This window comes from Protofrankia sp. CiP1_Cm_nod3 (assembly GCF_982290655.1).
In genome coordinates this window covers 1,828-15,623 of record NZ_CEVIVD010000047.1, presented here as the reverse complement: position 1 = coordinate 15,623, position 13,796 = coordinate 1,828, and the positions used below count along the sequence as shown (strand labels likewise).

9 protein-coding genes are annotated in these 13,796 nt (G+C 70.0%); 6 read left to right on the top strand and 3 right to left on the bottom strand.

All coding sequences use genetic code 11. The annotated features are described in order from the left end of the window. Positions 1–20: 20 nt before the first annotated feature. The 3 genes from AC5LUJ_RS11460 to AC5LUJ_RS11450 all read left to right on the top strand — a co-directional run bounded on the left by AC5LUJ_RS11460 (position 21) and on the right by AC5LUJ_RS11450 (position 3,808). Complete coding sequence (locus AC5LUJ_RS11460; RefSeq protein WP_250286308.1) at positions 21–1,769, top strand: ATP-binding protein; 1,749 nt, start codon at positions 21–23, stop codon at positions 1,767–1,769. 118 nt (positions 1,770–1,887) lie between these two features. Then, entirely contained in the window at positions 1,888–2,556 is a 669-nt protein-coding gene (locus AC5LUJ_RS11455; protein WP_250290327.1) for a DUF4143 domain-containing protein, read from the top strand. Between the two features lie 205 nt (positions 2,557–2,761). Beyond that, entirely contained in the window at positions 2,762–3,808 is a 1,047-nt protein-coding gene (locus AC5LUJ_RS11450) for an N-acetylglucosamine kinase (protein ID WP_250282898.1), read from the top strand. Here AC5LUJ_RS11450 and AC5LUJ_RS11445 read toward each other — a convergent pair. Next, complete coding sequence (locus AC5LUJ_RS11445) at positions 3,754–5,931, bottom strand: trehalose-6-phosphate synthase (RefSeq protein WP_250282899.1); 2,178 nt, start codon at positions 5,929–5,931, stop codon at positions 3,754–3,756. The genes AC5LUJ_RS11450 and AC5LUJ_RS11445 overlap by 55 nt on opposite strands. Positions 5,932–6,643: 712 nt before the next feature. On the opposite strand from AC5LUJ_RS11445, the gene AC5LUJ_RS11440 reads away from it, so the two are divergent. Further along, positions 6,644–8,707, top strand: coding sequence for a hypothetical protein (locus AC5LUJ_RS11440; protein WP_250290329.1), 2,064 nt, complete (start codon positions 6,644–6,646; stop codon positions 8,705–8,707). Positions 8,708–8,827: 120 nt separating this feature from the next. Further along, on the top strand, positions 8,828–10,240 hold the full coding sequence (locus AC5LUJ_RS11435) for a type 1 periplasmic-binding domain-containing protein (RefSeq protein ID WP_250282902.1): 1,413 nt from the start codon (positions 8,828–8,830) through the stop codon (positions 10,238–10,240). A gap of 145 nt (positions 10,241–10,385) precedes the next feature. Here the strand turns inward: AC5LUJ_RS11435 and AC5LUJ_RS11430 are convergent, their stop codons facing one another. Further along, positions 10,386–11,624 carry a cobalt-precorrin-5B (C(1))-methyltransferase gene (locus AC5LUJ_RS11430; protein ID WP_493464915.1) on the bottom strand — a complete coding sequence of 413 codons (1,239 nt, stop codon included), beginning with the start codon at positions 11,622–11,624 and terminating at the stop codon, positions 10,386–10,388. A 158-nt stretch (positions 11,625–11,782) separates the two neighbouring features. On the opposite strand from AC5LUJ_RS11430, the gene AC5LUJ_RS11425 reads away from it, so the two are divergent. Continuing rightward, positions 11,783–12,568 carry a cobalt-precorrin-6A reductase gene (locus tag AC5LUJ_RS11425; protein WP_445548658.1) on the top strand — a complete coding sequence of 262 codons (786 nt, stop codon included), beginning with the start codon at positions 11,783–11,785 and terminating at the stop codon, positions 12,566–12,568. A 159-nt stretch (positions 12,569–12,727) separates the two neighbouring features. Here AC5LUJ_RS11425 and AC5LUJ_RS11420 read toward each other — a convergent pair whose 3' ends face one another. After that, complete coding sequence (locus AC5LUJ_RS11420) at positions 12,728–13,354, bottom strand: precorrin-8X methylmutase (protein WP_250282906.1); 627 nt, start codon at positions 13,352–13,354, stop codon at positions 12,728–12,730. Positions 13,355–13,796 lie beyond the last annotated feature (442 nt).

Below are 13,796 nucleotides of genomic sequence, written 5' to 3'. Positions count from 1 at the left end.
TTGGTCGGTGAGGAGGGCGGATGCTCGACACCGAGCTTGCGGAGATCGTCGACAACCTTCGCGCCATCGGTGCGGACATCGCGGATGTGGAGGTGAAGAAGGCGCAGGGCGGGCTGCCGAAATCGCTGCGTGCGACCCTCTCGGGGTTCGCCAACACGCGAGGCGGCATGATCGTTCTCGGTCTGGACGAAACCCAAGGCTTCGCCGCGACGGGGCTTCCCGATCCGGCGAGGCTTGCCGCTGATCTCGGCTGCATGTGTGCCGAGGACATGGAGCCTCCGTTGCGGCCGTTGATCAAGATTCATGACTTCGAGGGTGCCCAGGTTCTGGTCGCCGAGGTCCCCGAGCTCGGCTCCGCTCAGAAGCCCTGCTACTCGCGTGGGGCCGGCATCACCAAGGGCAGCTACGTCAGAGTGGGCGACGGAGATCGTCGGCTGTCGGCCTATGAGGTCCAGATGATGCTGTCCGCACGCGGTCAGCCCCGTGAGGACGAGCAGCCCGTCCTTGGCGCCAGCATCGATCATCTAGATGCGGTCGGCGTCGACGCGCTGATCGCACGACTGAGGATCAGCAGGCCATATGCGTTCCAGGATCTGGACCGGTTGGCGGTACTGCGTCGGGCCAAGGTTCTTGTGCCCGGAGACGGCGGCGATGATGTGGTCTCGCTGGGCGGGCTGCTTGCGCTGGGCAGGTATCCACAGGAGCATTTCCCGCAACTTGTGGTCACGTTCGTCCACTACCCGACCGAGACCGGTGGCCGGTCCACCGAGAGATTCCTGGATAATGTGACATTGGAAGGCTCGGTCCCGGTCATGGTCCGCGACACACTGGCGGTCGTCCGCCGGAACATGTCTCGCCGGGCGGTCATCGCGGGTGCGGGCCGGCAGGACGTCTGGGAGTATCCCGAGACCGCGCTGCGCGAAGTCATCGTCAACGCCCTGGTCCATCGTGACCTGTCCAGTGGCGCCCGAGGTACCCAGGTCCAGGTCGAGATGTACCCCGATCGTCTGGTGGTCCGTAATCCTGGTGGGCTTTTCGGTCCCGTCACGGTCGACAGCCTTGGTGAGGAGGGCATCTCCTCGGCCCGTAACGCCGCACTTATCAAGATTCTCGAGGACATACCACTGCCTGGTGAGACCCGCGCTGTCTGTGAGAACCGAGGGTCGGGCATTCGTGCCATGCGCGACTCGCTGCTTGCCGCGGGCATGAGCCCGCCGGATTTCGATGACAGAATTTCGTCTTTCGCTGTCGTCCTGCCCAACCACACCTTGCTGAGTGAGGAGGCCGTCGGTTGGATCAGCGGGTTGGAGGAAAAGGGCCTGACCGACAGCCAGTGCATCGCGCTTGCGCTGTTGCGCCAGGATGGCCTCCTCGACAACCGCGCCTACCGCGACGCGACTGGCGTCGACTCCCGCGTCGCCACCAGCGAACTGCAGGATCTGGTCGCTCGTGAACTCGTCACGCAGATCGGAAGCCGTCGCTGGGCCAGATACGAGCTGTCCTGGCGAACGGCGCCGGCGAAAAGCCAGTCCGCCCGGGCCGATCGCAGACCGGAACTGCTCCTCGCCCTCGGTGGCAAGGCTCTTTCGCGCTCCGAGCTCGTCACACGAACCGGTCTTGGTGATCAGGCCGTCCTTCGGTGGCTGAAAATCATGCGAGAAGAAGGCCTGGTCGAAATCGTCGGCAGCAGCTCCAGGAGCAGACATGTGCGCTACCGCCGCACACGCCAGGGCCAGCTTTTCCGCCCCGAAGACACAGATCGTGACTGATCACTCCCATGTGTAGGGTCGTTCTGCGGCTGAACGACCCTGCGGTCGCCGCGGATCCGGACGCGGCGCCGCGCCGCGCCGCGCCCATGAGCCTGTCCTCCTTGACGCGTGGCAGGAGGTGCCGGCGGTCCTGGGCGCGGTCAAGCGGGCGGTCGATGACGACCCTCGTCCCGGCCGGTTCCTTCTCACGGGCAGCGTCGAAGCCGACTTCACCACACGCCAGTGGCCCGGAACGGGGCGTGTCGTCCGGCTGGTGCTGCACGGGCTCACCGAACGGGAGATCACCCGCTCCATCGATCAGCCGGGCCTGCTCGATCTGCTATTGGGCCCGGACATCTCGCGCCTGAGCATCGCCGGCACACCCCCGAGCCTGGACGACTACGTCGACCTCGCATTGAGGAGCGGCTTCCCCGAAGCCGCGCTGAACCTGAGCGCACCCGCGCGGCTCGCCTGGCTGGACGCCTACGTCGATCATGTCGTCACCCGGGACGTGCTTGCGGTGGGGGAACAGCGTGATCCCGTCCGGCTGCACCACCTCCGCTCCCGTGACGGTCAGGAGGTCGATGTCGTCATAGACCTCGGAGGAGGCCAGGTGATCGCAATTGAGATCAGGGCCTCCTCGGTGCCGACGGTCCGGGACGCCCGTCACCTCGGGTGGCTCCGTGACCATCTTGGCCAGGACTTCCGCGCGGGAGTCGTGTTCCACACCGGTCCGATGCCTTTCGAGCTCGGCGACCGGATCTGGGCACTGCCCATCTGCGCTCTGTGGGCGGCCCGAGCGGAATAGCCGGCCCGGCGCCGGCGTGCCCGTGGTCGCGATGTGCTCCGGAAGTCTCATCGTGAACTGATCGACCGCTGTCCGTGAGAGCCGCGGGCCGGGGAGACGCCTGACAGCGAGTTGTGAATGTCGGGCAACTCACCGACCGCCGCACTCTACCTTCGTCGAGGAGACATCGATCGATCCGGAAGGGTGACGCATCCGTTTGCCTGCCATGTCCAGTCTGCCGGGGGTGCTCGCCATCGACACCGGCAACAGCAAGACCGACGTCCTGCTGGTCGGCGCGGACGGCGCCGTCCTGGGCAGTGCCCGTGGCGGTGGCTTCCGGCCGCAGCTGATCGGGGCACAGGCCGCGGTCGCCATGCTGGCGCCGCTGGTCCGGGCCGCCGCCGCGCGGGCCGGGCTGCCGCCGGAGAAGAACCCGGTGGCCGAGCACACCAGCGCCTGCCTGGCCAACGCCGATCTGCCGGTGGAGGAGGAGCGGCTGCGGAAGGCCGTCGAAGAGCAGGGCTGGACGCGGTCGGTGGCCGTTCGTAACGACACCTTCGCTGTGCTGAGGGCCGGGACGGACGACGCGTGCGGGGCCGCGGTGGTCTGCGGCGCCGGAGTCAACTGCGTGGGCCTGCTGCCGGACGGCCGGACGGTCCGTTTCCCCGCCCTCGGACGGCTGACCGGTGACTGGGGTGGCGGTGAGGTGCTGGCGGTGGAGTGCATGTGGCATGCCGTCCGGGCGGAGGACGGTCGTGGTGCGGCGACCGCGCTCGCGTCCGCCATCGCCGCGCACTTCGACCTGCCGAGCGCGACCCGTGTCGCCGAGGCGGTCCACCTCGGCGAGCTGGAGCGGGCCAGGCTGCATGAGATCATCCCACTTCTGTTCGCCACGGCCACGGCCGGCGACGCGGCCGCGCTCGGCCTGATCGACCGTCAGGCCGATGAGATCGTCCGGCTCGCTCTGGTGGCGCTCACCCGGCTGGGCCGGCTCGACATGCCCACTCCGCTCGTCCTGGGCGGTGGCATGCTGACCTCCCACCAGCCGCTGCTGTTGGACAACATCACCGCCCGGTTGGCCACCCGCGCACCGCTCGCCGAGATCCGGCTGGTGGTCGCCCCACCGGTCGTCGGTGCCGCGCTCCTGGGCCTCGACCACCTCTCGGCTGTCCGACCCGGCTCCCCGGACGACCGGTCTCCCGGTGACCGCGGTGAGGCTCAGGATCGGTTGCGTGCCGCGTACCCGGCGCCGTTGCCGTGGCCACCGCTCTGAACAGGGGCCCGCCGGGAGGGCCCGGAGGCGCGCTCCGTTCCCCGGATGGCAGAAATGATCTCTGTTGCCCACGCCGTCGGATGACGGTGGCCGAGCCGGCGGGCGAGGTCGGCCAGGCGTGCCCGCCGTTCGGCCGGCGTGAGCGACAGCGCCAGGGCCAGCCGGTCGGCGAGGTCGTCGAGGGAGTAGGGGTCGGTGAGCACCGCCGCTGTTCCCAGCTCCTCCGCCGCTCCGATGTGCCGGGAGAGCACCAGTACGCCGGAACCGCCGACCGCTGCCTGGACGGCGACGTATTCCTTGGCCGTCAGGTTCATCCCGTCCTGGAAGGAGGTGACCCACAGGACGTCGGCGGCAAGGTAGTTGTCGACGACCTCGGTGAAGGAGAGCGAACGGGGCAGGTAGTCGATGGGCTCCCAGCCGTCCTCGCCCCAGGCCCGGTTGACCTCGGCGATCCGTCGCTCGAGCTTCCGCCGTGTCGAGTCGTAGGCGGCGATGCCGGGCTCGGGTGGGGCGCAGATCAGTCGGACGCGAAGGCGCCCGCGCAGCTCGGGGCGGCGGGCGAGCAGCATCGCGACCGCTTCGACCTTCTCGACCGGGGCCTTGGTGTAGTCCAGGCGCTCGACGGAGAGCACCAGCTGGCCGCCCTGCCGGCGGATGCGCGGGGCTCGGCCATGGGCGAGCGCCTCGATGGCGTCGTGGTCGACGCCGAGTGGGTGGACGCCGATCCTCGGTAGCCGCGGGCTGCCCGCGAGGACGGACCGGAAACGTCCGGCAAAGGTCGTGGTGTGGAATCCGGCCCAGTCCAGGCAGCTGAGCGAGGCACGGATCTCCTCGGCGGTCGGCAGGGCGGCGAACATCTCCGGCGGTGGGAAGGGCGTGTGGTGGAACAGCCCCACCCGCAGGTCCGGTCGCCTTCCGCGGAGGATGCCCGGTACCAGCCAGAGGTTGTAGTCGTGCAACCAGACCGTGCCGCCTTGCGCCGCCTCGCTGTCGATGTGCTCGGCGAAACGCCTGTTGACCGTCCGGTACTGCTCCCAGGCGAGCGGGTTGAAGCACAACCGTTCGGGTTGTGACATCAGTACCGGCCAGAGCGTTTCCTTGCATGCCTGGTGGAAGTAGGCACGCCATTCGTCCGGTCGCAGCGGGAGGAAGGAGAGCGGGATTTTGATGTTGCGCCCGTCGGGGAGGGCTGTGCGTTCCGGCTGTTCCAGGACTGCCTGCCCCAGGAGCGCCTGCTCCGCAACCGTCTGCTCCGCAACGGCGGCGGCCACCCAGACGGCCTCCATACCTGCGCTGAAGAGACTGAGCAGGGTGGGCAGGATGCCGTTCGGGCTCGACGGTTCCCGCTGGTCGGCGTCGGGGGCCCAGATGGCCGGCGGGCGATGGTAGCCGATCACGAGTGGGGATCGGGCCTCGACCCAGCCCAGCTTCAGCAGTGCCTGTAACACGCCCGCGGCGCCGGGCTGCCGGGGCCGGTGGACGCCGTCCTGGCCGTCCAGCGCGGCGATCAGCGCTGGTTCGGAGTTGCCGACCGCCACGCCGTGCGTACCGGTCCGGAACATGGACAGGTCGTTGAGGCTGTCCCCGGCGACCAGGATCGAGGCTGTCGGCCAGCCCTGCGAGCGGGCGAGAGCGGTCAGCGCGTTGCCCTTGGAGACGCCCCTGGGCAGGACGTCGAAGTAGCGGTCCGCCGAGTAGCTCCAGGTGCAGCCGAGTGCCTCCACCATGTCGGTGACGGCCGGTGTGAGATCTTCGGGGTGGAGGAAGAACGAGCAGCGGCCCTCCTGCGGCACGCCGTCCTGGTAGGTCAGTGCGGGGAAGCGGCGCAGCGCGGTGCGTACGCGCGCGGTTCCGGGCCAGTCGGCTCGCAGCTTGCTCTGCAGCGGTTGGACAGGTGTGTGGTCGACGCCGTCGAGCACGGTGGCACCGACGTCGGCGATGATCCAGCGGGGCCTGGGCACCAGCGGGTCGTCCAGCGCCTCGCGGATGGCGGGCAGAGCGCGCCCGGTGGCGAAGACGACCACCACCTCGGGGTGGCGGTTCAGGGCGTCGCGCAGGCGCCGCCGGTCGGTCACGTCTCCTGCGAGCAGGGTTCCATCGAGGTCGGTGACCAGGATTGGCACACAGGTTCCCTTCGTGACAAGGGTGCCTGCCGCGCGAGGAGCGTACGGCTCATCGCCGTGCCCCCCACCACACCCACTGGCGTTGACCGAACAACTGTTTTACTCCAGGAGAACCAGAAGTGACGACGGAGAGTCGGGAAGGTGACACTAGCTGTCATTGCACGGTCGCGGACGAGAGCCGTCGGCCGTGGGCCGGTGGGCTGCCCGGGGCCTGTCGCCCGGCTGCCGGCGCACCTGGGCTGGTCCGGCGACGCCGAGCGCGATCTTGGCGCTCCCGGCAGGATTGTCGCAAACATGGACGGCCCCCGATTTCCAATGTCATGGCTGAATTTCACCGGCATCCTTTCTCGGCCGGGAATCCCGTGTGGTCGTCCGGGATTTTTTGGCGGACGTGCGCCGAGGACGGGCCGGAATGATATGTCTGTCAGGCATCCGGGTGGATCGGCCCGTGGGTCACTCTGTATGTAAGCGGTTGTACGCTCTGGGCTGGTGGGCCCAAACCCTGCCCACGCCCTGCCGGCACGGATTTCGTTGTCGCGGATCTCCGCTTTGCGGATCTTGGTGCCGCAGGTGTAGCCGGGCCGGCCGGATCGTTCTCCGTGCCTCGTCGGATGGATATGCGCATGTGCCCTGGTGAGATGGTGTCGGCGATCGGCACGGCCGTTCCATGGCGCGTTTCACGCCGGTCCGGCGGCAAACGGCGGACTGTCCGATGAGCGAGCGAGTGGCCATCTCCCGAAGCCGGGAGGAACCGGTCCGGCGGCTGCTGACGGAGTGCCTGGACCGCTCCGGTGAGGCGCGGAACCGTGACCTGCCGGTTGTCCTGCTGCTCGGGCCCCCGGGCATTGGCCGCAGTGCCGTGCTCGACGAGATCGAACGATGGTGCGCGGCTGTGCCGCGCGTCCGGCTGAATCTGGGCGGGACGGGACGGCGGCCGGCGCCGGGGCGCGATGTCTCCCCGGCCCGCGAGATTCTGGTCCGGACCGCTTTCGGCCTTGCCGGGAAGGTGCCCGGTTATCGGCGTGTCACTTTCGACCGGCTCTACACCTGCCTGCTTGTCCTCGGCAGCGAGCTGGAGCTGAACGATCGTATCCAGACCCTGCACCAGATCACCAGGCTGCTGCGCGACCGGACCTGGGCGGAGCGCAACCGCGACGACATCATCAGGATCGTCAGCCCGGTGCTCGCCTCGTCGGAACTGCCGGATGTGGCGTCCGCCGCGGTGACCGTCCTCGCCTCCATGCAGTGGCGGGCCCGGCTGGGCGGCCGGCGGACCTGGCCCTTCCAACGGGCGGAGCGCTCGCGGCGGACCGCCGAGCCGATCAGCCCGGACGCCCTGGCCGACCTGGTCGCGCTCCGGAACGCCGACGACGAATCGCGCCAGGAGGTGGAACGGCTGCTGGTGAAAATGTTTCTCGCCGATCTGTACGACGCTTTCACCGCCGGCCGGCGGGCCGGCGGCGACCTGTTCAACTGCGTTCTGCTGCTGGACAACGTCCACCATTCCCCCGGCGGCCGGGAGTTTCTTCACCTGCTCGTGGAAGAACGCCATCAACGGGCTTCGGAGGGCGCCGGCACCTGCGACCCGCTGGTCGTGATCGTGACCAGCCGGGGGTGGAACCCGGTCCGCGACGGCACTCCGGGGGGCCGGATACGCCCGCTCGACGCGGCGGGTTACGCGAACTGGGCCCGCGGCCGGCGCGCGGACGCGCACGAAGCGGGATCATGGTGGTATCCGGTGGCGTTACCCGACCTCACGGCGAACGACGTCAGCCTGCTGGTCAGACGCGCCGACCTGCCCGACCGGTGGCGCCGGCTGGCAACGGACCTGCACCGCGTCACCGACGGTCATCCGGGAACGGCCAACCATGTGCTGCGAGGGTTACGGATCGTCGCCCGCCGTCGTCCACCGGAACCGGCGGAGGAGAACAGCCGCTGCCTGCTGGAGATCGAGAGTGGGGAGCACGGGCCCGGCGCGTCGCGCCGCACACTCGGCGGGGAGGCTCTGGAGCACTGGCTCGCCCCCTTCACGGAACTCCAGCGGAAGATGCTGGTCACCTGTGCCGCGCCACAGCGCGTCGAGCCCAGTTCGATACACGCGGCGCTGGGCCGGACGTCCGACATCCAGAGCCGGCAGGCCCTGTTACAGGCTCTTCAGGAGAACATGTGCGCGTGGGAGACCGACGGCAGGCTGGTGCTCCGCCCGGTGCTGCGCCGCCTGCTGTTGCAGGACCTGCGGGCCCGTGCCGATGACGACCGGGACGGCTGGCGCAACGTCCACCATCGGCTGCGGGACCATTACCGGCGGCCTCGACCGGACAGCGGCCCGGGGCATGTGACGGCGGCCCTTTATCACGAGCTCGCCACCGACGAACTGACCCCGGTCGTGGAGCATGTGCGGGCCGGCCTGGCGGCGGTGTCGCCCGACGGGCGGTGGGACGGCCACCGATGGTGGAGCGAACTGGCCGGGATCACCCGGGCGCCGATGTCGCCGGCGGTCATGGCCGCCCTGGCCACGCCCGATCCCATGGAGACGCTGGGGCCGTGGTGGCGCGGCGGGCCGGACGTCCATCTCGCTCGCCTCGTGCTGGCCTGCTGGCTGGCCACCAAGCCGTCCGCGCACGAGTCCGTACTGCACGAGGCCCAGATTCCGGGCGCTCTCAACGCGTTGGCCGCGGTCCCCGGATATGAACACGCCTACGATTTCCTGCTGAACCTGGCGTGGCGATATCAGCGCGGCGAACGGCCGGCCGACCGTACTGACCCGGAGGTGTGATCAGCGACCATGCCCAACAACAGCCGATCCCGTTGGAGAGGGTTCTTCGGGCGTCACGAGCCGGCGCCCGGTGTCATCGTTCCGGACTTCTTCAGGAGACGGAGACGCCGCCGGATCATCTTGTTAGTGATCGTCCTGCTGGTCGCACTCGGGGTGCCCGCCGCCATCTTCATGCGACTGGTGTTTTCGGACGACTGTGCCGCGGGCGTGGTGCGCCACGACGGCGAATGCGTCGGCGTCACCGACGGCGGTTACGTTTTCGCCCAGGAGCTCAGGGACGTCGAAAAAGCGATCAGAGAAGAGAACGACTGGGTCGCGAAGCAGCGCAACCGGGTGAGCGTGTCCATCGCCTACGTCTTTCCACTGCGGTTCAACGGGTCGAACGTCGCTGCCGACACGCGGTCACTCCGGCGCGACTTGGAAGGAGCGTTCGTCGCCCAGTACGCGGCCAATCACGACACCATGACCGAGCAGCCGCTGATCCGGCTGCTGCTGGCCAACACGGGCACCAACAGCACCAGGTGGAAGCCGGTGGTCGAGGATCTCGCGAAACGTGTCGCCGGGAAGGACCATCTGGTGGCGACGGTCGGCCTCGGGCCGAGCCTGAGTGCCACCCGGGATGCTGTCCGCCGACTTGCGGAGCTGGGAATTCCGCAGATCAGCGCCATTATGACGTCGGACGATCTGGTGGAGATCCCGACGCTGCGGCGGGTTCCCCCGCCGAACCACGTCGAGGTGGCAGCCGTCATCGACCACGCGCGAAAGACGGCCAACCGGGCGATGCTGGTCCAGGACACGAACCCCGACGATCTCTACCCCGGGACCCTTGCCGACACCTTCAGCAGCAGATATCCGGACGCGGCGAATCGTCTTGTCGGCCAGGTCGAGCAGTACAATTCGAAACTGGGCGCGACGGCCACCACATTTGTCCAGATGTTGCCGAACATCTGCAGCGAGCGACCCGGAATCGTGTATTTCGCCGGCCGGGACGCGGAACTCAGGGATTTCCTCAAGGTGCTGGCCAGGCGTAACTGCCTGGGTGACCACATCACGGTGCTGACCGGTGACGACGCCAGCGGCCTCGAGGGTGACAGGTCGCTCGACCAGACGCTGGCCGCGAACATCAGCGTCCTGTTCACCGCGCTCGCGCATCCCGGCGCCTGGCAGGCCCCGGATGCTGACTCCTTCTTCAACCGGACGACAGTCGCTCGATTTCAGGACCCCACCGGTGTTTTCCAGCAGAGATTTCCGAACGAGACGCTGGACGACGGTGAGGTGATAACGTCACACGACGCTGTCCTGGTGGCTGTCACCGCTGTCAGGTATGCGGCTGTCGGCGGCCATCTCCAGGTCACCCCGGCCGATGTCGAGCAGACCCTGAATCGGCTGCACGGCAATCTGAAGGTTGCCGGGGCCGGCGGTTATCTTTCCTTCGACAACGCCGGCAGCCCGATAGGAAAGCCGATACCACTGGTCAGTATCAACCCGGGCGGGGTGCTGGCCTTCCGGGAGCTGCTGCCGCCAGCACCCTGACAGCCTGCCGTGGACCTGGGCCGCCCGAACGGCCACGGCCATGGCCACGGCTGCAAGCCACGGCCGCAGCCGCGGACTTCGGCACAACCATCCGTTCAACGCAGCCACCCGTTCAGCGGCGGAAGCGCCCGTCGGCGAGATGGCGTCAGGTGCCGTTGCCGGCTTCCATGACGTCGGCGTGGCCGACCAGCGTCCCGGCTCGGTCGATGACGATCACCTCGACCCGCACGGCCGCCCCGCGCAGCACGTCGAGCGCGGTGCGGCGGGCGTCCGCCGCGATGAGGTCGCCGAGCGGGACGCCGGCGGCCAGGCAGAGCCGCAGCGCGCCCAGCGCGGTGTTCGCAGTCTCGACGCGCCTGGAGAGTTCCGCGCCGCCGCCGGCGGCGCGGGCCAGCGTGGCGAGGGCGGCCAGGTCGACCTGGGAGCGTCCGGAGTGCAGGTCGAGATGACCGGCGGCGAGCTTGGCGAGCTTGCCGACACCGCCGACGATGGTCAGATGCGGGATCGGGTGGCGACGCAGGTACTTCAGCACGGCGCCGGCGAAGTCGCCCATGTCGAGCAGCGCGTCGTCGGGCAGGCCGTGCAGCCGGCGGGCCACCTCCTCGGAGGTGCTGCCGGTGCAGGCCGCGACATGCCGGTGGCCGGCGGCGCGGGCCACGTCGATGCCGCGCCGGATGCTGTCGATCCACGCCGAGCAGGAGTAGGGCACGACGATGCCGGTGGTGCCGAGGATCGACAGGCCGCCGATGATGCCCAGCCGCGGGTTCCAGGTGTGCCGCGCGATCTCGGCCCCGTTGTCGACCCCGATCGTGATCTCCACGTCGACGGCCGCGTTCACGGCGCCGTCCGTGTCGTCCGCACCGTCCGCGTCGCCGCCGACGATGCTGACGGCGCGGATGTGGCCGGCGGCGCCGGTGTGGGTGGTGTGGCCGGTGTGGGTGGCGGCGACCGCGGCCAGCGCGGCGCGCATCATCCGCCGCGGCACCGGGTTGATGGCCGGCTCGCCGACGGCCAGCGGCAGGCCGGGCCGGGTGACCGTGCCGACTCCCGGGCCGGCGCGGAACACCATCCCGGCCCGGGGCGCGGCCAGCCGGACACGGGCGTGCACGAGGGCACCATGGGTGACGTCCGGGTCGTCACCGGCGTCCTTGACGACGGCGGCGGTGGCGGCGCCGGGGGTCAGCTCCTCCCGGGCCAGGGCGAAGGCCGGGCGCTGACCACCCGGCAGGGTGATCGTCACCGGGTCGGGGAACTCGCCGGTGAGCAGCGCGGTGTAGGCGGCGGTGGCCGCGGCCGTGGCGCAGGCGCCGGTCGTCCAGCCGTAGCGCAGCTCCCCGCGCGGCTGCCGGCTCCCGCGACGTCCGGCGGGCTCCGCTTCGTTCATGGCCGTCCCGCCGAGCCTGGCTGTCCGGCCGGGTCAGGCCCCGCCGGGTCAGGCCAGGCCAGGTCAGGCCAGGCCAGGTCAGGCCAGGCCAGGTCAGGCCAGGCAGGCCGGGCGAGCTGGGCAGGCCGGGTGGGACGGGCGGAGCGGGTGGGACGGCGGTGAGCTGGCGGGTGCTGGTGCTCGGCGGCACCGCGGAGGGCCGGCGGCTCACGGAGAAGCTGGCCGCACTGCCCGGCGTGGAGGTGATCTACTCGATCGCGGGCCGGGTGGCCGCGCCCGCCCTGCCCACGGCGGCGCGGATCCGGGTGGGCGGGTTCGGCGGCGTGGACGGCCTCGCGTCCTACCTGCGGGATGCCGGGATCGCCGCGGTGATCGACGCGACCCATCCCTACGCCGCGCTGATGACCGCCGCTGCGGTTACGGGGAGTAACGCGGCCGCGGTGCCGCTGCTGGTCGTGCGCAGGCCGGGCTGGCCGGAGACGGACGGTGACGACTGGCATCGGGTGCCGTCGCTGGCCGCCGCCGCGGCCGCCCTGGGCGGCTTCGGGGAGCGGGTGTTCCTGACCACGGGCCGGTCCGGGATCGCCGCGTTCGCCGGCTCGGATCGGCACTGGTTCCTCCTGCGTTCGATCGAGGCGCCGTCACCCCCGATGCCGGCGCGGATGGACGTCCTGCTCGAACGTGGCCCGTTCACGGTAGAGGGGGAGACGGCGCTGATGCGCGGGCATCGGATCGACGTCATCGTCACCAAGAACAGCGGTGGCCCGCTGACCGCGGCGAAACTGGTCGCCGCCCGTCACCTGGGCCTGCCCGTGCTGATGGTGGACCGCCCGCCGCTGCCACCCGGCACACCGGCCGTGGCCACCCCCGAGGACGCCGTCGCCTGGTTCACCGACTGGTCGGGGCGACCGATGGGTCATGCACCAGTTGACGACAGCGGGTGACGAAATCAGACGAAGACACGGGGTGACGACCGTCCGCCGGTCGTCGCCGAGGATCCTCAACCTGGCCGCCCAGCCGGACTGCTTCGTCCGGTCGGCCGGTGTCGGGGCGTCGGACCGGCCGGCTTGGCACTCGTCCGGTAAGGCGTTCGGCTGGCGTGGTCATTCGTCCTCGCTCGCGATCGCGTTGACGGCCGCCGCGGCCATGGCGCTGCCGCCGCGGCGGCCGTGCACGACGAGGTGCTCCAGCCGGCTGGGATGCTCCGCCAGGGCCCGTTTCGACTCGGCGGCCCCGATGAAGCCGACCGGGACGCCGATCACCGCCGCGGGCCGGCCGGCGCCGGACTCGACGAGCTCGAGCAGCCGGAACAGCGCTGTCGGGGCGTTGCCCACGGCGACCACCGCGCCGTCGAGGCGGTCCCGCCAGAGGTCCACCGCGGCGGCGGTGCGGGTCGTGGCGAGCTGGTGGGCGAGGCCCGGCACCCGGGGGTCGGACAGCGTGCAGATCACCGGGTTGTCCGCGGGCAGCCGGGCGCGGGTGACGCCCGCGGCGACCATCCGGGTGTCGCACAGAATCGGTGCTCCTGCGAGCAGCGCGGCTCTGGCCGCGTCCACCACGCCGGGTGAGTAGGCCAGGTCGGCCACCAGATCGACCATCCCGCAGGAATGGATCATCCGGACGGCGGTGCGGGCGACGCCGTCCGGCAGGCCGGTGAGGTCCGCCTCGGCGCGGATCGTGGCGAACGAGCGGCGGTAGATCTCGGCGCCGTCACGGACGTAGTCGTTCACCGGGAGCTCCGCACGGTCGTGGGCCACCCGGCGGGCCAGCGGCGGCCCAGCCGACCGGTCCGGCCCAGCCGGCCGGACCGGCCCAGAGCGACGGTCACGTAGCGCGGATCCCCTCCACGGCCGCCCGTACAGGCCATGATCGCCGCGATTTTGTTGTTGTGTACGTTTTTTGGCCGCATCAGCGTACACAACGACAAACTTGCGCCGATCTTCTTCGATGGTCGGCGTCCATCGAAGTGCGCCACCGCCCGTGGGGTGACTTAGAGTCATCTAATCGGTGCTCTAGGCGACCGGAGCGGCTCGGCGGGGCAGAGGGGCAGCGGGTGTCCGCCACGGCCAGCAGGTCCGGGACAACGGCTGCGCGTCCGGCGATGAGCGTCACGGCCGCGATTGTGTCGTATCTGGACTGTCGTTGCGTTCCGGGGCCGGCTGCCTCCCCAGC